Here is a 21498-nt window from a genome sequence, read left to right as displayed (position 1 = left end):
CGGAGGCTTTTTTTTAGTCTTTTCATTCTATTTATTATAATATAGTCGCACATTAATTAATTTTAGAGCGACTATGCAACCGACTCCGTGGTATAAAAATTTTTGGCCTTGGTTTTTAATCTTCTTTCCTTTAGCTGCAATTATTGGCTGCATTAGTTTATTTATTACAGCCATTGGTAACGGCCCAGATATGGTTGTAGATGATTACTATAAAAAAGGCAAAGCAATCAACTTAGAACTCGTTAAGTTTGATAAAGCAAAAGCGTTGTATTTACATGGCGACCTAAATGTATCAGATGAGCGTGTAAGCTTTAAATTTACCAAAGGCGATACCAGTAATATACACGCATTAAGATTGTCGTTTTTTCACCGTACTATAAAAGCGCACGATTTTGAGGCCACTCTCACCCCAAATGCTAATCAAGAGTTCACTGCATTATTAGAAAGCTATACACCAGGCGCATATTCGGTGTTTATTGAACCCGTTGATAACAGTTGGAAAATGAAAGAAAACGTTAGTTTACCAACCACCGCCACCGTTTTAGTGACTCCTAACTATAAGTAGTATTTAGTATGTCTAAAAATTGCTTTCATTGTCTTGAAAGTGTGCCTGCTGGATTTAGCGCACATGTTGTTATAGACAATACCGCTGAGCCAATGTGTTGCATTGGCTGCCAAGCTGTTGCACAAAATATCATTGACCAAGGGATGACCGACTACTACAAATATCGCACTGTTAGTGCCGGTAAAGTAGAGCAACTCGTCCCTGAACAACTCGCTTTTATTAAAAGCTATGACAATGAAGATATTCAAGATGAGTTTATCAGTACGCATAACGACAACTCTGAGGTGCTTCTCAGTGTTGAGGGCATTACCTGCGCCGCCTGTGCCTGGCTTATTGAAAAGCAATTACTTAACCTTAAATCGGTAAAGCGCGTTGATGTAAACACCTCAACTAATCGCGCTATGATCCAATGGGATAAAAGCGCAACCCCTTTAAGTGAGCTAATCACCTCACTGGCTGAAATAGGCTACAAAGCCTATCCATTCCAATCAGATGTAGAAGCCCAGCAAAAACAACAAACAGCTAAAGCCTATATTCGCCGCCTCGGCGTGGCAGGCTTAATGACCATGCAAGTGATGATGTTTGCCTTTGCTATGTACTTTGGCATGTTCTCTGGGATGGACAGCAACTTTGAACAGTACTTTAGATGGATCAGCTTGATCCTTGCAACGCCCGTTATTTTATACAGCGCCCTGCCCTTTTTAAGTAATGCAATTAACGGCTTAAAAGCAAAACAACTGAATATGGATTTACCGGTATCATTGGCGATTTTTGGTGCCTATGGTGCAAGCTGTTACGCCACCGTAATGGAAGTCGGTGAAGTTTACTTTGAATCTATTTGTATGTTTACCTTTTTACTCTTATTAGGTAAATACTTAGAATTTAGAGCGCGCTTAAAGGCCAGTGAATTTACAGCCAACTTACAAAAGCTACTGCCACTGACAGCCCGTACACTCGATGAAAACGGCAAAGAGCACATAATTGCCGCTAAAAAGCTCAAGCTTAACGATATCGTTTTAATAAAAGCAGGCGAAACTATCCCTGCCGATGGCATCTTAGTCAAAGGCAGCACCAGTGTTGATGAGTCTATGATGACTGGTGAACATCAGCCAGTACGAAAGTATATTGATCATAACGTGTATGCGGGCACGGTTAATCATGATGGTATTATTGAAATAAAAATCAATAAGCTGGGCCAAAATACCCTGCTTAATCAAATTATTCGCCTGCAACATAATGCCCTAACAAAACGCCCACGGTTAGTAGAAATTACCGACAAAGTCGCGCAGTGGTTTGTTGCCGTATTACTGGTATTTGCCTCTCTAACCGCCATTGGCTGGTATCAAATTGACCCTGATGTCGCTTTTTGGATCACTATATCGGTGTTAGTGGCCACTTGCCCGTGCGCATTGAGTTTAGCTATTCCAACCGCGTTAACGTGTGCTGTGGCTACCTTAACTCGTAAAGGAATATTAATTAAGCAAGCACATGTGCTCGAAACACTCTCAAAGCTTACTTTAGTTGCTTTTGATAAAACCGGTACGCTTACGCAAGGTAAATTTAGCCTCGATGTTGTTGACATACTTGATGATAACTACAGCAAAGAGCAAATTCTTGATATTGCAGCACAGCTTGAGAGCTATTCTGAGCACCCTATTGCTAGTGCCTTTAAAGAGTTTAAAGGTCAGCGTAAATTTGACGATGTACAGCTCCATCCAGGGGTTGGGATCAGCGCTCAATACGATAATACGCACTACGCCATTGGTAAAAGTGGCTGGTTTGATACCAAAAAAACCAATGCGCAAGCTACCCTTTACATAAACAAGCAACCCGTTGCACGCTTTTACTTTGTTGATAAAGTAAAAACAGATGCCGATAAACTCATTAACTCGTTAAAGGCTGCCAATCTAAGTTGTCATATGCTAACAGGTGACGCCTCAGATGCCGGTGCCAAGGTGGCAAAAAAATTAAAGCTTGATTCAATACAAGCCAGTTGTAGTCCAAAAGATAAACAAGACGCCGTTGATCATTGGTCAACTCAAGGTGAAGTTGTTGCTATGGTTGGCGATGGCGTAAACGACAGCCCAGTATTTGCCAGCGCCCACTTATCAATCGCCATGGAAACAGGGGCTGATATCTCTAAAAACAGTGCCGATGTTGTGCTGCTTAACAGTGATTTAGCCTCTATTGATCATTTGTTGACGATTGCTAAGCAAACACGGCGTATAATTAAGCAAAACCTAGCGCTTTCTTTATTATATAATGGCTCTATATTACCGCTTGCTGCTATGGGTTTAGTTGCGCCTTGGATGGCGGTAATTGGTATGTCTGCCAGCTCTATTATTGTGATATGTAATTCACTAAGGCTATTAAAGTTATGAGCATAATTTATATTTTAGTTCCTATCGCTATCTTGTTTGTACTAATTGCCATTGGCGTGTTTTTTTGGGCAGTAAAAGGCGAGCAATTCTCTGATTTAAACAAGCAAGGCCACAGTATTTTGTTTGAAGACGATAAAGAGCAACATAATAAAAGTAATGATTGATCCAATTTTTGTTAGTGCTTTTTTAATGGGGTTGATTGGCAGTGGCCATTGCATTGCTATGTGCGGCGGCATTGCCAGCTCATTACAGTTAGCCAGTAACAAGCGCCAAACTTGGTTGTATTCTCTAGCCTATAATAGCGGCAGAGCGCTAAGTTATATGCTTGCTGGTGCCCTAGTCGCCGGTATTAGTAGTCAATTTGCCACACAAAACTCGGCCTTTGCGCTGTTTTTATCATTTTTAGCGGGCGTGTTTATGTTACTGGTCGGCGTTTATATCATGCGCTTAGCCGCGACATTACAATGGCTCGAAAAACTCGGCAAAACCCTCATTTGGCAGCACTTAATTAAACTTAATAAATATTTAATGCCCATTGATTCCCCATTAAAAGCGCTTGGTTATGGCGCACTATGGGGCTGGTTACCGTGCGGCTTAGTATATTCTGCGCTCACATGGGCGATGACCAGTGGCACTGCCATAAATGGTGCTCTGGTTATGCTGGCATTTGCCCTAGGGACGTTCCCTGCCATGATCACCTTAGGTGTGGCTGCACAAAAGCTCAATACGCTTTTTAATCACCCTTGGACGCGAATAATATTAGGCAGTGTTATCATTTGGTATGGTATCTACCTTCTGATCATTGCAACAGACAAGCTAGTGCATTAACATTGGTAAATGTTGTGCATAGAAATTTAACGGATTGAACTTATGGATTTTTCTCAAAGTCGTGCTAAAGGTAATTGTGCCATTAGCTGTAATAACTGCAGTATTAGCCAGTTATGTTTACCATTTTCTTTAAATGGCCAAGAAATGGATAAACTTGATGAGATCATTGAGCGAAAAAAACCATTACACAAGGGTGACTACTTATTTGAGTCGGGCGCACCTTTAAATGCAATTTATGCAGTTCGTTCGGGGTCGTTTAAATCGTATACCTTGTCAGAGCAAGGCGATGAACAAATTACAGGCTTTCATTTAGCGGGTGACCTTGTTGGCTTTGACGCCATCAATAAAATGCAACATCAAAGTTTTTCTCAAGCACTAGAAACCTCAATGGTATGTGAAATTCCCTTTGAAACTCTTGACGAACTAGCCGGTAAACTGCCTAAATTGCGCCAACAAATAATGCGTTTAATGAGTAGTGAAATAACCTACGATCAGGAAATGCTATTATTACTTAATAAAAAGTCAGCTGAAGAACGTCTTGCTAGCTTTATTTATAACTTATCAGAGCGTTTTGGTGAGCGTGGTTTTTCACGAAAAGAATTTAGATTTACTATGACTCGCGGCGAAATTGGTAACTACTTAGGTTTAACCGTAGAAACTATCAGCCGTTTATTAAGCCGTTTTCAAAAAGCCGACTTAATTAAAGTAGAAGGTAAATTTATTACTATTTTAGATAATGACGCTTTAGCCAAAACGGCTGCGATTGTTAAGCCTCGTTAATAATCATTTCTCATTTTAAAATTAATCCTACCCTGAATTGGAGCGTAATTATTGCAATTATGCTCTATCTCTACTAACACTTTGAGTAGAGGTATTAACCATTCACTTTTAAGAGTCGATGAATGAATTGTCTGGCTCATTTTTTAATATAAAAGCAACTACGTCCTATTAAACTCTTACATAGAAGGACAATCTTATGCCTAAATCTTTATTTCTATTTATCGCTCTTTCTTTAAGTATTTTATTTAGTTGCCAAGCATCGAGCTCAATGATCCCCGATGACGGCATTGATGACTCAGAAGCACTAAAAGACTTGATTTTAAACACTGCAGAAAATTCTGAGCTTAAAATAGACAAGCCAGGAGTTTATGACATCTGCTCAGCTATTATTGTTAGAAATCTTAACAATATTGTTATTACAGCTAATACTGGCGTTATACTAAAAAAGTGTGACCAATTTGAAGGAGAGTATATTTTATCCTTTTATAATTCACGCTTCATAGAAATTAATGGTTTTATTTTTAGAGGGTTAACCACAGACAAAATTAATTATGTTTGGGGTGAGCAAGGTATCCTTTTTGCCGGCTCCGAAGATATTTCAATTAAACATAATCAATTTTTTGATTTTGGCGATGCGGCTATAAGAGCAACGTCCTCAAAGCGTTCATCATATAATGCCCCTATCAACTCTTTCAGAGTAAAAATTAGTAATAATTATTTTAATAATGTTACCCAAGTGACCACAACTCACCCATGGAGTGGAAACTATGGTGGTACACATGATATTACTGTTGAAAGCAATGTATTTGAAGGTCTGAAAGGTTCCTTAAAACTAGCCACTAGAAAACCTGTTTCTAAAGCTTTAATAAAATATAATACCTTTAAAAAAACTAAAGGCACTGCAATTGAGCTGACCTATTACTCGGATGTTAAAATAATTGCTAACACTTTTATAGACAGTGATAAGTTTATCCTCAATGCTTACCCAAATAAACCAAGGAGTGTGACCGAGCCTTTTAATTGGGGAAATATTTATTTTACTCACAACACCGTTTTACGTGCTAAAGGGGGAATTAGAATACTTTCTGATGTGCCTGATGAGCTCATCGACGATATTTTTATAAGAGGCATTCATATCAATAACAACCATTTTATTGATATTGATATGACTGTTTATCCTGAAAAGAAATACTGGGATCTTATTAATTTATTTACTCGAGACGGAAAAAGTTATCTATTTTCTACAATCAAAGATAATGTTTATAACTTACTACCTGAAGTAGACTTTGTGAAAAAAACGAGTGGATTCACTGTGGAAGACAACACTTTAATAAAGCCTGAAAATAATTAAATTTTGTAAAGCTCTACACACGTTCATGCAGGATAAGGGTTTCAAAATTAGAGAAGCTTTATTTCTTGATATAGAACAAGAATATTAGTGCTACCCCTTTAACTGTTGTGTATTTGCGTTACACTCAAGGTATAACTGTTAAGTGAATGGAGTAGCACAATGGAAACGATTAAACGTATTATCGCGGTTATTGACCCAACTAAAGACGATCAAAATGCCCTCGCGCGTTCAATAGATTTAGCCAAAAAATCAGGGGCTAGCATTACCGCCTTTATGACGGTGTACGATTTCTCTTACGAAATGACTACTATGCTCTCTGGTGATGAACGTGAAGCAATGCGTAAAGCGGTGTTAAAAGATCGCGAACTATGGTTAAAAGATCTTGTCTCTCCTTATCAAAACATTAATATTAATACCCAAGTCATTTGGCATAACCGCCCTTACGAAGCCATTATTAATACCGTTATTAATGATAAATATGACCTAGTGATCAAAGGTACTCATCAGCATGGTGCGCTTAAAGCGGTTATTTTCACGCCAACAGACTGGCACTTAGTCAGAAAATGCCCAACCCCTGTATTATTTGTAAAAGATATGGCGTGGCCAGCACATGGGAATATTTTAGCGGCTGTTAATGCAGTCAGTGAAAACGATCAGCACCTGTCACTTAATAAACGCATAATTAAAGATGCACAATTTTTATGTGAACTGGCTAATGCTAAACTTAACTTAGTCAATGCATACCCTGCTACACCGGTTAATATAGCCATAGAGATCCCTGAGTTTAACCCAGGGTTATATAACGAATCAGTTAAAAAACATCATATTGAATCAACCAATGAACTCGCTAATGAGTTTAACCTAACCTCTGATCAATGCTTTATTGAAGAGGGATTGCCAGAAGATGTGATACCGGATGTTGCAAAACGCTTAAACAGCGAATTAGTGGTTATTGGCACTGTGGGACGGACTGGCTTAAGCGCTGCCTTAGTAGGCAACACTGCTGAGCATGTTATTGACAGCCTTGATTGTGATGTACTTGCACTTAAACCTGATGGGTACGTAAGCCCGCTTGCAGAAAGTTAGCGTTTGCAGTAGCTCCCATATTACATATGGCATATAATACGCCCCTTTATTTTTAGCAATTAATTTTGTCGTACTATTTACAAGGGGGCGTAGTGTCTCATTCTGCTCAAGCCAAAGCTCAATACAACTTAAATAAGCTTCAAAAGCGTTTACGCCGCCTCACAGGTCAAGCTGTCATGGACTTTAACATGATTGAAGAAGGTGACCGTATTATGGTGTGCTTATCGGGTGGCAAAGACAGTTACACTATGCTCGACATGTTGCAACATTTACAACGTGTTGCACCTATCAAGTTTGATTTATTTGCAGTAAATCTCGACCAAAAACAACCTGGTTTTCCTGAGCATGTGCTTCCTGAGTATCTTGATAATTTAAATATTGAATACAAAATTGTAGAAGAAGATACCTACAGTATTGTTACTGATATTATTCCTGAGGGTAAAACAACCTGCTCGCTTTGCTCTCGCTTGCGCCGTGGTATTTTATATCGCACGGCTAAAGAGTTAGGTGCGACTAAAATTGCACTGGGTCATCACCGCGATGATATGATAGAAACCTTGTTTTTAAATATGTTTTATGGCGGAAAACTAAAAAGTATGCCGGCTAAACTAATGAGCGATAACGGTGAGCATATGGTTATTCGCCCACTGGCATATTGTAAAGAAGCCGATATAAGCAAATATGCGTTCAGCCAAGGCTACCCTATTATTCCGTGTAATTTATGTGGCTCACAAGAAAACTTACAGCGTAAACACACTAAAAATATGCTGGAGCAATGGAATAAAGAGCACCCGGGCCGTATAGAGAGTATTTTCACCGCCATGCAAAACGTTGTGCCTTCACACTTAGCTGATAATCAATTATTTGATTTTACCAACTTGCAAACGGGTGACGTTATTGATGGGGGCGATATCGCGCTCGATAAACCAGATATTCCAAAAGTGCCAGTTAATCATGAACAAGATGAAACAAACCAAGCCGACGTGGTTACCATTAATTTAAGTTAATTTTTAAGGGTTTGCAGTAATGCAAACCCTTCACTTTGTTCTATGCTGCTACTGACCAGCAGCTAATCCTTGTAAAAACTCTAAACTCTGCATTTCTTGTTTGTTTGCCTGATAAGGCAACTGTTGTAAGCTGTCGTAAGCAAAATCATCAATAGTAAACTCGCTAATTTCACTTTCACCAAAACTGTTAAGCTCACCTGGGCTTGGCGACATACGCTCAACAACAAAATCGCTTAACCGTAAGTCATTCGTTTGCTTGGGCAAAACAGACCAATGCGCTTTAAAGTCAATTTGCTGACTGCCCTCATTTAAACGTGCTTTAGCAACTAAATGTGCTAATGGCGAAGTTCCACTGTATAAGTTAGCTCTTAAACGGTATAAGCCACTTTTTATAACTGTTAAATTGGCCGGTACTATCATGTTTTCATTACGTGGATAGGCGTTTTCAAAACCAGTTAAGGTTGCACTAGGCGGCATATAATGTATTTGTGCCACCACCGGGACTATTTTACCCGCGATATCGGCTTCAACTAATAATTGTAAATTACGTGGATAGTCTTCTTCACTTTTAAATGTCATTGCCAGCTCATTTTGACGAGCCACACCACTTTGCGTTTTTAGCGACTTTTTGGTGTCTGTATTACTGAGTGTTACTACCGCCTTACCTAAATTTGGGGCGCTTACGGTTAGCTCTATAGCTTGTGGATACACATACCGATATTGAGACAAGCTCACTGTTAACTCCCCTCCTTGCTCACCCACTGGGCTGCTAACAGGAAAGAACTGATTTGGCTTAAGTCTGTCCTCATCATATACCGTTAATGGTTGTGAATAAGGCGGAAACGCCAAACTTTGTTGATACTGTTGTGCCACCGCCGATGCCGCTTTGGCTAAGTCTTCATCAAATGCTGACTGAGTTACTGAGCTGGTTTTTGTTGTTGCCTTTGTCACAGGTTGGCTTAGCGTGCGCTGCTGAGCTGGAGGTGTCGATATCGGCTTTTTATCATTGAGAGGGGCTTGTTTTAGGGGGTAACTTGCATGACCCTCATCAATTAAAAACCACATAAGTAGGCCCATGCTGATAACAAAGCCAATCACGTAGGACTTTTTCATCGGTTAGTTATCCTATATAAAACGTGTAGTACGTATACTACACGATGTTTTAAGTATGCTTATATCACGGGATCACATTATATATAAGTGCCGATGCACTCAAATTATCTGAGTCTTTTACATAACGATATTGTTTCTTCCAAAACCAACTACCTGTGGTTTCATCTACGGTTTCAAACCCTAGCGTGTCGTCAGCTACCGTAATGTTATTCATCGCAATCGTTACATTTCCTTGGCGCTGCGCTTGTTGAATCTCATTATGACTGTAACTGTTAGTCATCATTAATGGATAATGATATGGCATAAAACTATTAACAGCATCACTTTGCGATTTTAAACGCCCATTAGTGTCAATATTGGTGCTACAGCTACCAAATGAGTTTACCGAGCTTGCACCACATGATGAGTGAGTAGCCACCACCGAGTCGTCATTACCGCGTAAAAATCCAGCCGTTAAACCTAAGTAAGCATTACCATCGGCTACAAAACGTAAACGAGGTGTGCGTGCATCAGGTAATGGCGCAATTCTGCGTGCATTATTTACTTTTAAATCGTGCAATACGCCTACCGCCTCATTAACTTCACTGCCTAACCACCACGTTAGCGCGGCATCTACAGCAAAATTCCACGATGCGCCTGTTAATGTACTCACCGCTAAGTCGGCCAATTCACTGCCGCCACCAGCACCGGCTAAATCAAAGGTGGCAATAATATTAAGCGGCTGTAATCCGGCATTTGCAAGCCAGTTTTCTTGGTTATCTATAATATATCGGGCAACTAAGTCACCGGTTGAATGAGTCACAAATACACAGCCTGGCTCGCATAGATTTGAGCGAGAAATTTGCTGTAGTTTAGGCCATATCCAATCGGTGGTGATTTTTCCTTCTATTCGTTCATATGCAGGCCAATCGATGCGCTCGTCTGCGCGGTTCACCCAATAAGACTGCCAATAGCTTTGTCCATCGTTTACCACATCACTGGCTGCTCTATTGGTAAGTTGTGATACCTGCAAACCATGAATTAAAATTACCTTATACTCTTTACTGAGCGCAGAAAAACTCATTAGCAGGCTTAATGCTGCTGCAAATAAAGAGACGCGTTTAAATATGTGTGTGTTGTTCATATTAATCCTTAACTGATTCAATATTTTTATTATGCTTAGCTTGTTACACGCTGTTGTCGGTGCATGGTAAAAGCAACGCATTGACCAGTATTGGGAACAAAGTTAAAAAATGCAACATTTTGTTATCATTTTCACTGTTAAGGCTAAATATCTGCGTTAAAATACGACAAAAGCGCTAAACTATTGTGCTATTTGGAACAGTTTATGGGCTTTATAAACCGCCATTGAAAACACCGTGAGCTTTTTTGTTAACTATCGCACTGCACTACTTTTTATCAGCGTAATAGCGTAAGTTAGTTACATACGAACAACCGAGGAATCATAATGATAAAAAAAATAATATGTGGTGGCTTTTTATTAACCGCCATTTCCGCCCCTAGTTTTGCCGCGAGTGTTAACACCCAACTTGAACAAGCAACACAAAGTGTGAGTGAAAAAGTCATTACATGGCGTCGTCACTTACATCAATATCCAGAGCTGAGTAATCGCGAATTTGAAACCGCCAAGTACATTACTCAACATTTAAAATCACTAGGTCTTGAAGTGCAAACTGGTGTTGCGCATACCGGTGTTGTGGCTAAATTAAGTGGCGGTAAAAAAGGCCCTCTAATCGCATTGCGTGCTGATATGGATGCTTTACCGGTTACCGAACAAGTTGATTTACCCTTTGCCTCTAAACAAACATCAACCTATCGTGGCAATGAAGTAGGCGTTATGCATGCCTGCGGGCACGACACTCATGTTGCTATTTTAATGGCCGTGGCAGAGTCACTGGTAAAAATAAAAGATCAGTTAGCGGGCGAAGTACTGTTTGTATTTCAACCGGCTGAAGAAGGTGCCCCCGAGGGCGAAGAAGGTGGCGCTGAGCTGATGTTAAAAGAAGGCTTATTTAAGCAAAAGCCTGAGGCCGTGTTTGGTTTACATGTCACGAGCTCACTCAATACAGGGCAAATTGGCTTTCGTGAAGGGCCACTAATGGCCAGTGAAGATTCTTTCACAATTAACGTAACGGGGCGTCAAACACATGGTTCACGTCCATGGAATGGCGTAGACCCAATTGTTGCTTCATCACAAATTATTATGGCAACTCAAACAATCGCCTCTCGCCAAGTTGATGTAACTAAAGCACCTTCAGTCATTTCGTTTGGCGCAATTAATGGCGGCATACGCTCAAATATAATCCCTGATAATGTAGAGCTGATTGGTACCATTAGAACCTTTGATCAAACTATGCGCGCCGATATTAAAAAACGTTTAGCTAAAACCGCTGAGCTGGTTGCCGAATCCGCTGGTGCTAAAGCCGATGTGCATATAGATCACGGCTACCCTGTCACAGTAAACAATGTAGCACTCACCCAAAAAATGACCCCAACGCTTGCCCGTATTGCTGGTGCTGACAATATTATTACCACCGATTTAATTACCGGCGCAGAAGACTTTAGTTACTATGCGCTTGAAACCCCTGGGCTGTTTTACTTTTTAGGCGTCACTCCAAAAGATCAAAACGCTAAAACGGCAGCAAGTAATCATTCACCTCAGTTTTATGTTGACGAAAGCGCCTTACAACTCGGCGTAGAGTCATTATCTCAACTGGTTGTTGACTACTTACAATAACAACTCAACGTAACAAGCACAGGGGTAATAACCTTGTGCTTGTTTTATTAGAGAGTGTTATTCAGCTAATATAAATCCCCTTTCGCTTACCTTTAATTATATAAATTCTCAATCAGGTAAGGACACCTTAATGACAGCAGAATATTTTAATTTTTTAAGCCTAATTGGTGTGGCTTTTTTTGCAATTTCAGGTGCGTTATTAGGCCATGATAAAGATATTGGCGGATTTGGAGTGGTGGTTGTTGGCTCAGTCACTGCGCTTGGCGGTGGCACGCTCAGAGACATACTTCTTAACCAACCCGTTTTTTGGATAGCCAACCCCGATTTTTTATATGTCACCTATGGCGCTATTTTTGTCACTGTTATGTTTATTCGCCACTTACCCGATGTGTCTAACTATTACATGTTGTTGGTTGATGCAATTGGTATGGCTATCTTTAATGTGGTCGGTATCGAAAAAGCATTAATTGAAGGCACCACCATGATGGTTGCACTTACAATGGGCATGACTACGGGGATATTTGGTGGCTTAATACGCGACGTGATCTGTCGAGAAGTGCCGTTGGTGATGCGAGAAGAGCTCTACTCCACCGCCTGTTTTGCAGGAGGCTTGACCTATGCCGCGCTATTTTTATTAGAAACCCCTTATTTATGGTGCATTCTTGGTTCGCTGTTGGTCAGTGTTTTTTTAAGATTGGGCGCGCTCCATTTTGGCTGGCAGCCCAATCTATTTAGAAAAAGAACACCAAAAATAAACGATTAGTATAAGCATTGCGTTACACTAATCGCTCATAGAGTCCTGATGCCCGTGACACACTTTTACCCATCGCCAGTTGCAGCACTTTTTTATCTGCTACCAGCTCAAAGGTCTGCTTTGCGCGGGTAATACCGGTATACACTAATTGCCGATTAATACCGACGCTCGCTTGCTTAAGTGGTGGCAATACCATAGCAGTGTAACTAAACTCTGAGCCTTGCGATTTATGAATGGTCATAACATACACCTTATCGTGCGCTGGGAGTCGTGCAGGTGAAAATGCACGTTCATTACCCTGCTCATCAATAAACAGTGCTTTGAGTTGGCCACTGTCATCAGGCATTAAAATACCTATATCGCCGTTAAAAAGTTTAAGTTGATAATCGTTTTGGCTAATCATAATAGGCATACCCGTGTAATGCCGCTGATTAGGGTTAACGCTAATTAACCCTTGCTGTTGCAATACCCGCTCAATACGTTGATTTAAACTATTAACGCCGTAATCGCCTTCACGCACCGCGGCAAGTAATTGATAGCGGGCAAAAGCCTCATGCACTTTGGCAACACTAGCCCCTTGAGCAATCAGTGTTAAATAATCACCGTAATGACTTGCTGCGCTGTTTATAAGCTTTTCAATCGGTGTAGAGACAAAATCGTAGTCTAAAATAACATCGCTAAAATGCCCTTGCGTACTGTGTTGTTCAACATAATTTAAAATACCCCGATCATTGGTATTAACAGCCAAAGCCAATTGGCCTATGCCACTTTGGGCATCAAAGCGATAACTATGTTGTAAAAAGGCAATGCAATCAGCCAGTTTAAACTCACTCTGATTTTGCGCGCCAAGTTTAGCTGCGCCATTAAAACACACCTTATTTAATTGCTCACAGCGTGCTTTTGAATACTGCGGTGTTTGCCCAAGTACTAAACCTTGGCATAAATCACTCATTACACTGCCAGTATCAACCGAGGCGAGTTGGTCTTTATCGCCGAGTAAAATCAATCGGGCATGCGCTGGCAAGGCCTCAATTAATTTAGCCATGAGCGATAAATCGACCATACTGGCCTCATCAATAATCAATACATCAACATGCAACGGATTGCTTTTATCGTGCCTGAATTTATTGGTAAATGGCTTAACTCCTAACAAACGATGAATAGTTTGCGCACTTTGCGGGATCAACGCATTAATATCAGCCGGTATTTCTGTGAGCTTATTTTTAGCCCCTAAAATTGACTCGGTTAGTCGCGCCGCTGCTTTACCGGTCGGTGCCACTAATTTTATGCTCAATGGCGCCGCTTGATATAACGATTGTAAAATCGCTAACAGCTTTGTCACCGTGGTGGTTTTACCTGTGCCAGGCCCGCCTGTGATCACACTAAAGCCCTTTGTTGCAGCAATGGCACAAGCGACCTTTTGCCAATCAATATCAAGCGTTGGATTATCAGGAAAGTAGCGAGTTAATAACTGAGCAAGTACTGCATCATCAATATTGAGTTGTCGCTCACTCATTGCCAGTAATCGCTGCGCTAAAGTTTGCTCATACCCTGCTAAACGCGAAAAATACAACCGCTGATTAAACAATTGCAGCGGCTTGTGATCCCCCACACTATGATGCGCGTGTAAGTAACTTATTGCTGCCTCAGTCGTAAAATCGTCACTAAATGGGGTGAGAGTGTCAGGTACGGTGCCTTCTAATTTAGTAAAGTCGCTTTGGCGTAAATTAAACGGATTAGCCCAATCAATCTCTGTTAGAGTTAAACAACTATGCTGGCTTTGCTGTGATAAACACAGCATTAAAATAATATAAAATAATTCGTCATAATCATGCTCAGTATTGTTACCACTGAGTAATTCGGCCAGCTTTACATCCACAACACGTACGCGATGCTGCTCAGTTAAATAGCTAAGCAGCGGCACAACTTTAGGTGTTTGAGTAACAGAGTCCGCTAGTTGTTCATTGAGTAGCGCCGACTCATCAACAAGCGCGTCGTCAAAGTCATCAAACAAACCGGGTTGTTGGTTTAAATCACTCATAGCATCGCTCCTTGGCTAAACAAACCATCTAAAATAATAACTTGCTCTGTACTTAACTGTTTAAAGTACACCCCTTCACCCGCTGGCATACCGCGTAAAAAGGTATAATACACGCCGCCTAAATGCGTCTCTATGGCATAGTCAGGAATACGTTGTTTAAGTAATCGATGCAGCGCTACGGTATAAATTAAATACTGTAAATGATATTGGTGGCTGGTCATGGCTTGCTCAAGCTGCTCTGGCTCATAATCTGCGGGGGTACTGCCCAAATAATTCGATTTATAATCTAAAATATAATACTTGCCTTGGTAGCAAAAAATTAAATCTATAAAGCCTTTTAGTAAGCCTTTTACATGGGCAAATTCAAGTTTGCTTTGGCTAAAACCAAAGTGTTTAATCAGCATTTCGTTGAGTTTAGGCGCACTTAGGCTAGCAAGCGGTAAGTTAAACTCCATTTCAACAAGACAATCACTCGGTGATAATTGACTCAAGCTTAAATTATTTTCACTATTTAACGGGCAATTAAGCGCATCGAGTATCCATTGCTCGGTAATTTGCTGCCATTGCTCATCAATATGGTATTTTTCAAAGGCACATTTAATTACTGCCGATAAGTTTTGCTCTGGATTTGAGGGGTGAACAATCGGGCTGATAAAATCAAGTTGCTCGAATATTTCGTGTAAGCAACTTCCTGGTTTTGCACCTTTTGGAAAACTATACGGTGAGAGAAGTTCATCTTGTTGCACTGCAAATTCATCTCTTTGATGATCTTCATCGCTGCGCCCAGGTGCCAGTTGGTCAGTATGCTTTTTAAAGCTCAAGGCACTAAAACTGGTTGCCCGCCAATCGCGTTCAATCTGCGTGGTTACAGTATTAATACTCAGCGCCTGCTTTTCAACGTGTTCATTATTAAAGCGAAGTATGCCCTGCTCGAGTAATTCACCCGAGGTAAATTGCAGATATTCCATCGAATCATTGGCATCACAAAACTCACTTAAATGAGTGCGCCATGTTTGGCTACTGGTTAACGCTAACCCTGAGAACAACACATGCCCAAGCGCACTACTTTGAATCGCTAAGCGGCTACTTTGCCCTTGCCCGATGTTATATACACCCAAGGCACAAAAATGCACTGCACGGGTCAATGCGACATACAATAGGCGTAAATCTTCGGCTAGACGCTCTTGTTCTGCTTGTTGCAAGGCGTCTTCGTCTTTACTTAAATCAAAAATTAACTTGCCGTTATGGTGATAAAGCGCGTCTTTAGTTTCACGATAGCCACTAGCAAAGGGCATAAATACCAATGGATATTCAAGCCCCTTTGAGGCATGCATAGTGACAATTTTAACCAAGTTTGCGTCGCTCTCTAAACGTACTTGCACAGTTTCGCCATCTTGTTGGCTCACCTTTTGCGCAAACCAACGCAATAAACGAAGTGTCCCTTCAAGCTCTATTTGTTTTTGCTGCAGTATTTCGCCAAGGTGTCTAAAGTCGGTAAGCCAACGTTCTACGTTATAGCCCAAGCCTTGCCATTTGGCACTGAGTTGATTATGACTCAGTAAGCGTTCAAGCATGGCCATAGCCCCTTGCTTGTGCCAAATATGACTAAGTTGAGCAAAAAAGTTTAAGTGTTCTTGCCATGCATTTTCATCATCGGCCAAAGCAAAAATATCGTTATAACTTAAACAGAATAATGGCCCTGCGAGTACACCTCGTAGAAGCGACTCGTCGTACTGGCCGTGCAATGCGGTTAAAAAGTTGAGTAAATGGTGACTTAGCTCTTGGCTAAATACACTATCACGAGACAAATACACGCTGGCAATATTGGCTTTGCTCAAGGCCTGCTTCATTATTTGCGCTTCAACGCGGTCGCGCACCAAAATACAAATATCAGCAGCGCTTACCGGCGTACTGCCAATACAGGCTATTCCTTGGTTTGCCTGCTCAAGTAAAGTAACAATTTTATTGGCAAAATGGGTGGCTAAATGAGCTTGCCCTAAGCCTTTACTGGTCGGTTTGCCTTTTTCATCGCCGGCTTCATCTACAAACACATTAAACTCAAAGGCGGTGGCCGGCTTGCCAGCAATTAAAAATGTATCTTCGGCTTTTTTACCCTTGGCTTTCACTTTATTAAAAGGAATGGCATCGTTATAAATAAAGCTGTTGTCGTATTTACCAAACAAGCTATTTACGCTGTTGACGATATCACTGCTGGAGCGAAAATTAGTGCCCAATGTAAATTGTTGCGACTGCTCTACGGCCTCTTTGGCACCAATGTAGGTAAATATATCTGCGCCCCTAAAGCCATAAATAGCTTGTTTGGGATCGCCTATCATGGCTAAAGTGGTATTGCTTTGAGCATAAATTTTACTAAAAATACCGTACTGAATAGGGTCGGTGTCTTGAAACTCATCAATCATTGCCACCGGAAATAACTGCGCAATTTTTTGCGACAATACGTCACCCTGCTCACTATTAAGGGCTGTATGTAAATTAGTGAGTAGGTCATCAGGGGTGATCACGCTTTGTTCTTGTTTGCGTTTAACTATGGCCGCTTTTACCCAGCTCGCCGCATATTGCACTATCGCAATTTTTAGCCCTTGTTTAATGGTATTGTTAAGTGCGGCTAAGGCATCGAATTGGCTAATAAGTGGATGAGTCAGTAATGTGCCATTTTTTTTATAATTAGCGGTATTACTTAAATTCTCGCTGCTCCAAACCTCAAACGAATATTTGTTAGTACCAAATTCAAAAAAGTCATCATTGCCTAAGCAAAATGCTTCAAGCGCCGCTAAACTGCCTTTTCGCCCGGGTGTTTTTGAGCCACTTAAATCAGATGCTTTAACAGCACCAATAAACTCTTGCTCTAGGCACGTTTTTTTAAAAGCGGGTATAAGCTCTAAATATTCATCTCGCGCTTGCCACACATCCTCTAAATTTATTTGCGGCGTTATTTCGGCGTTAGCTTTATTTAAAATACTGCTTACTTGGCTAAATAATGATTCAGGTGCGGCAAACACCTCTAAAATCGCATCTGTTTTTTGCTTATTAAGCGGGTAGACAAACGCGCGCCAAAAATCTTTTATGGTCTCAAGCAGTATCTCGCGCTCATCTAAAATAAACTCTAAGTTAAACGCGACCCCCGACTCAAACGCGTGTTGTTTTAGCATCCGCTGACAAAAACCATGAATGGTAAAAATAGCCGCCTCATCCATTGATTTAGCTGCTGCATCGAGTAAGTCAAACGCACGATGTTTATCATCTACTGCGGCTATTATACCTTCTATTAATTCATCGTTTGGCTGTTGCCCCAATAAGGCATCGCGCGCGGCAATAATACGGCTGCGTACCCGGTCTTTAATTTCTTGTGTTGCAGCATCGGTAAAGGTAACCACCAAAATTTGCTCAACACTCAATGGCGTACTCAGCTCACCGGGTATTTGCATGCCTAATAAATAGCGTAAATACAAACCCGTGATCGTGTAGGTTTTACCTGTACCCGCACTGGCTTCTATCAAACTTTGGCCTGATAAAGGCATAGTGAGTGGGTTAAGCGCTTGCATAGTCACTCTCCTTGGCATGCTCAAATAACGGGGCGAGTAATTTTTCGCTCCACTTAATAAACTCCTCTTGGCAATCATTGAGCGATTGCACCGTTAAACGAATATAGGGATTCTCCCCTTCACCTCGGCCAATATACTGTGGGCTAAATTTACTGTTAGCTTTTGCCATGTCGCCACCGCTTTTCACGTATTCATAACCGCTCACCGGAAAAAACGCCACCGGCGCATTTCGCAGTGCTTTGTATAGTTCAAACCAATCTGCAAGCAGCAAGTCAGCATTGGCTTTACTCATAGGGGCAAAGCTAATTTGTTTATCTAAACCCAGTAATAAGGTTTCAACCTCTTGTTGCATGCTTTGAGCTGCCAGGTGATAAAGAAAGCCTTTTATTAAATCTTTGGCTTTAATACTGGCACTGCGGTAAAACACTTGTTTTTGCATATACACATGGTTAAGCCAGCCTTCAATGGTGGTATTTTCAAGCGCAAGTAACACTTCTATCGGTTCGCTTTTACCGGCTTTTATTTGCTCTTTTACTTGCCCTGCAAGCGCATCAACTCGGTGCTGCATACCCTCATAAATTAAGCTGCCTACATTGGCTTGGGGCAACTCACCGCGCTGCAGTATTTGCTCGGTACTGAGCGGCGTATTGTTAATGTTTGCTTCAAGTATTTCGTCAAGGTAAAAATAACGGCGCAGCGCATCTAAGCTAAACGGTTCTTCGTCTTTCGCTATATCGTTAAATTGCGGCAAGCGTAACCCTAAACTTTGTTGATAAAAGCTCTCTTGGGCATGGCATACACTACGAATAAACACATCAAGATCAAGTAGCTCTGGGGGCGTTACATTAAGCGCAGTGATTGCTTTTGGCTCAATAGCCTCGCTAGGCAGCCAAATTGGGTTATAGCTGTGATTATTTACTCCCGCCTGTTCAGTGCTAGCTGGCAAATAATACTGACTATTAAAAGGTTGTAAATGTTGTTGGCTAATAAGGCAATCTGGCAAGGATTTATCACTGGGTTCGCTAAGTTTAAAACTGCGGCCTATGTATTCTAAAAGCTCACTGACAAGCGTTGATGGCATGCGCGGCTGGTTGTCAAAACATGAGCGACCAATGTAGCTCATATATAAATTATCTCGAGCACTTAAGAGCGCTTCTAAAAAGAGGTAACGGTCATCGAGTTTACGTGAACGGTCACCTTTTTGCTTTTTAGAATACGGCACTAAATCAAATCCGATTGGCTGCACCGTGCGCGGGTAATCGGCATCGTTTAAGCCTAGCATACACACCACTTTAAAAGGGACGGCGCGCATAGGCATGAGAGTACAAAAGTTCACTTGTCCTACTAAAAAGCGCTGACCTACACCTTTTTCTTGTATACCTTGTTTTATTAGATAGCTCACTATGCGCTGCGAAACGGCTTTACTGTAGTCACCGTTGTCGTGGTGCTTCGCAATGTCTTCGAGCACCTTTTGCAGCAGTAATAAATCCCAGCTATCATCGCTTTCGCTCTCATACACGGCATTGAGTAATTCACTTAATATATGGGCTTTATTAGAAAGCGTATCATCAGGGGTGAGTTTCGCTTTAAAGTCTTGAAGCACATCAATAAAATGCACCAGCTTATTGAGAGTATCAAGCGCCATACCTTCTACTTCATCGGCGCTGTAAATACCATTAAATGGGCACTGTTCGTCGCGCATGGCAATCCCCAGTAATAAACGGTTCAAGCCATGTTGCCAGGTATTTAAATCAATGGCGGGTAAATCAAAGCTTTGTTTATGCTCAGCGTTTATACCCCACTTTACCCCTACTCGCTCAAGCCAATAATGTATTTGCTCGTATTCATGGGCCTCTAGGCCAAATTTTTCGGCAATTTGCGTAACCTGTAATAAATCAAGAATATCCGACACGCCAAAGCGCGAAAACGGTAAATTAGCTAAACTGGCAAACGAGCTCAGTACTGGTTTTTCTTGCTCTATGGCTAAATCGGCAAGGGCGTATGGTATAAATCGGCTGCCCTGCGCACCACCAAAAACGGCCTCAATGTAAGGGCTATAAGTACCTACATCAGGCATCATCACAATGATATCTTTGGGGGTAAGCGTTGGGTTTTGATTAAACAAATTGAGTAAGTAGTCGTGCAGGCGCTCGACTTCCCTTAATGGTGTGTGGCAGTCACTTAACGTAATGCTGGTATCGTGTGCACTTATGGGCAGTTTACCCTCATCGTTTATAAACCATTCTTTGTTATCGGTAAGCGATTCACCTTTAAAGGCAAGTTGGTATATTTCGCTTTGCACTTGCCCAAGTAAGGTATCGTCAAACGCATCAATAAAACCATCAATCCAACGGGCATCAAGCTGCACCAGTTGCTCAAAATAATCGCGGCCGAGTTTACCCCACGACGACAACAACGGATTACCAATAAAATAGTATTCTTCATCAGGATTCGTTTGCTTTTTTTGCTGCGCTTCCACCAGCGGCATTTTGGCGTATTTAGCGTTTATTTTAGCCGCTGTTTTTTCATCGATTATATCGCCCCAATAATGCTCGCTGGGGTTAAAAAAGAATAAAAACACCTCAGTTTTTTTACTCAAGGCTTCAAACACGTCAAGCTGTGAGCTGGCAATAGCAGATATACCAAATAGGCTAATACGCTTTGGCAATAAGCTGCTATCCATACTCTCAAGGGCGCTGAGTAATTGTCCTTGCATGTTGGCGCGGTGAAATTGGCTTTGCCCTAGCTGTTTGCTTAATTTGACAAGGCGGCGCCACAAATCGGGTTGCCAAGGAGCAATCGTTATATCAACATCATCAAGCTCATCGGTGCCGGTATCCCATTTGGCTATCCAATGGGGGCGATACATTAAATATTGGTCGTACACATCGGCTATTTTTTCACATAGGGCAAAGGTTTTTTGGCCGTCAATATCCCCCTCTAAATAGGTTTTTAGGGGTAAATACAGTGGCTCGTCAATACAAGTAGGTAAAATTGCAAACAGTTTCCAAGCAAGGTTCGGTTTATTAAACGCCGACTCTTTAGGCACGTTTGGCAATAGTTGCTGGTACAACTGCCAAATAAAGCTCGACGGCAGCGGAAAGTCTACCTGCGCAGCCACGCCTAAATTTTCACTTAAACCAATTTTTAGCCACTGCGACATACCCGGCGATTGCACTAACACCACTTCTTTATCAAATGGGCTTTGCAATGGGTTTATTTTTAATAGCTGATGAAACTGCGCTTGCAGGGCTTCCATACGGTTTGATTGAATAATATTGAGCATACGATA

At 41.3% G+C, this 21498-nt stretch carries 15 protein-coding genes; 10 read left to right on the top strand and 5 right to left on the bottom strand.

What is annotated here, in order from left to right; all coding sequences use genetic code 11:
- Positions 1–73: 73 nt before the first annotated feature.
- The 8 genes from MTN96_RS02680 to ttcA all read left to right on the top strand — a co-directional run bounded on the left by MTN96_RS02680 (position 74) and on the right by ttcA (position 7998).
- Entirely contained in the window at positions 74–565 is a 492-nt protein-coding gene (locus MTN96_RS02680; protein WP_013464667.1) for a FixH family protein, read from the top strand.
- 8 nt (positions 566–573) lie between these two features.
- The gene (locus MTN96_RS02675) at positions 574–2946 is read left to right on the top strand and encodes a heavy metal translocating P-type ATPase (protein WP_058154445.1); all 2373 of its coding nucleotides are present in this window, start codon (positions 574–576) and stop codon (positions 2944–2946) included.
- A complete protein-coding gene (gene ccoS / locus MTN96_RS02670; RefSeq protein WP_008109812.1) occupies positions 2943–3110 on the top strand; it encodes a cbb3-type cytochrome oxidase assembly protein CcoS in 168 nt (55 codons plus the stop codon). Before MTN96_RS02675 ends, ccoS begins: the two co-directional genes overlap by 4 nt.
- Complete coding sequence (locus tag MTN96_RS02665) at positions 3103–3774, top strand: sulfite exporter TauE/SafE family protein (RefSeq protein WP_024601376.1); 672 nt, start codon at positions 3103–3105, stop codon at positions 3772–3774. Before ccoS ends, MTN96_RS02665 begins: the two co-directional genes overlap by 8 nt.
- Positions 3775–3816: 42 nt before the next feature.
- Complete coding sequence (locus MTN96_RS02660; protein WP_013464664.1) at positions 3817–4554, top strand: FNR family transcription factor; 738 nt, start codon at positions 3817–3819, stop codon at positions 4552–4554.
- Positions 4555–4750: 196 nt separating this feature from the next.
- Positions 4751–5905: a right-handed parallel beta-helix repeat-containing protein gene (locus tag MTN96_RS02655; RefSeq protein WP_058154444.1), complete on the top strand. Its 1155-nt coding sequence runs from the start codon at positions 4751–4753 to the stop codon at positions 5903–5905.
- A 159-nt stretch (positions 5906–6064) separates the two neighbouring features.
- Entirely contained in the window at positions 6065–6991 is a 927-nt protein-coding gene (gene uspE, locus MTN96_RS02650; RefSeq protein WP_036983022.1) for a universal stress protein UspE, read from the top strand.
- Between the two features lie 92 nt (positions 6992–7083).
- Positions 7084–7998, top strand: coding sequence for a tRNA 2-thiocytidine(32) synthetase TtcA (gene ttcA, locus MTN96_RS02645; protein ID WP_058154443.1), 915 nt, complete (start codon positions 7084–7086; stop codon positions 7996–7998).
- Between the two features lie 48 nt (positions 7999–8046).
- On the opposite strand, the gene MTN96_RS02640 is transcribed toward ttcA, so the two are convergent.
- Complete coding sequence (locus MTN96_RS02640; protein WP_248530672.1) at positions 8047–9111, bottom strand: hypothetical protein; 1065 nt, start codon at positions 9109–9111, stop codon at positions 8047–8049.
- Between the two features lie 64 nt (positions 9112–9175).
- A complete protein-coding gene (locus MTN96_RS02635) occupies positions 9176–10234 on the bottom strand; it encodes a hypothetical protein (RefSeq protein WP_058154441.1) in 1059 nt (352 codons plus the stop codon).
- A 324-nt stretch (positions 10235–10558) separates the two neighbouring features.
- Between MTN96_RS02635 and MTN96_RS02630 the strand changes: the two genes are divergently transcribed.
- Together MTN96_RS02630 and MTN96_RS02625 are read left to right on the top strand one after the other, a co-directional pair.
- Entirely contained in the window at positions 10559–11848 is a 1290-nt protein-coding gene (locus MTN96_RS02630) for an amidohydrolase (protein ID WP_058154440.1), read from the top strand.
- A 130-nt stretch (positions 11849–11978) separates the two neighbouring features.
- Positions 11979–12611 (top strand): trimeric intracellular cation channel family protein, encoded by a 633-nt coding sequence (locus tag MTN96_RS02625; RefSeq protein ID WP_248530671.1) that lies wholly within the window; start codon positions 11979–11981, stop codon positions 12609–12611.
- 13 nt (positions 12612–12624) lie between these two features.
- Here MTN96_RS02625 and recD read toward each other — a convergent pair whose 3' ends face one another.
- From recD to recC, 3 genes are read right to left on the bottom strand one after another with little or no spacing between them, the layout of a single operon-like run.
- On the bottom strand, positions 12625–14643 hold the full coding sequence (gene recD, locus MTN96_RS02620; protein ID WP_248530670.1) for an exodeoxyribonuclease V subunit alpha: 2019 nt from the start codon (positions 14641–14643) through the stop codon (positions 12625–12627).
- On the bottom strand, positions 14640–18206 hold the full coding sequence (recB, locus tag MTN96_RS02615; protein WP_248530669.1) for an exodeoxyribonuclease V subunit beta: 3567 nt from the start codon (positions 18204–18206) through the stop codon (positions 14640–14642). The genes recD and recB overlap by 4 nt, the downstream gene beginning before the upstream one ends.
- Entirely contained in the window at positions 18193–21492 is a 3300-nt protein-coding gene (gene recC / locus MTN96_RS02610; RefSeq protein ID WP_248530668.1) for an exodeoxyribonuclease V subunit gamma, read from the bottom strand. The genes recB and recC overlap by 14 nt, the downstream gene beginning before the upstream one ends.
- Positions 21493–21498: the final 6 nt, after the last annotated feature.

Source organism: Pseudoalteromonas sp. 2CM28B (assembly GCF_023161935.1).
Note: the sequence above shows the minus strand (reverse complement) of the source record. Positions and strands in the feature narration are given on the sequence as shown.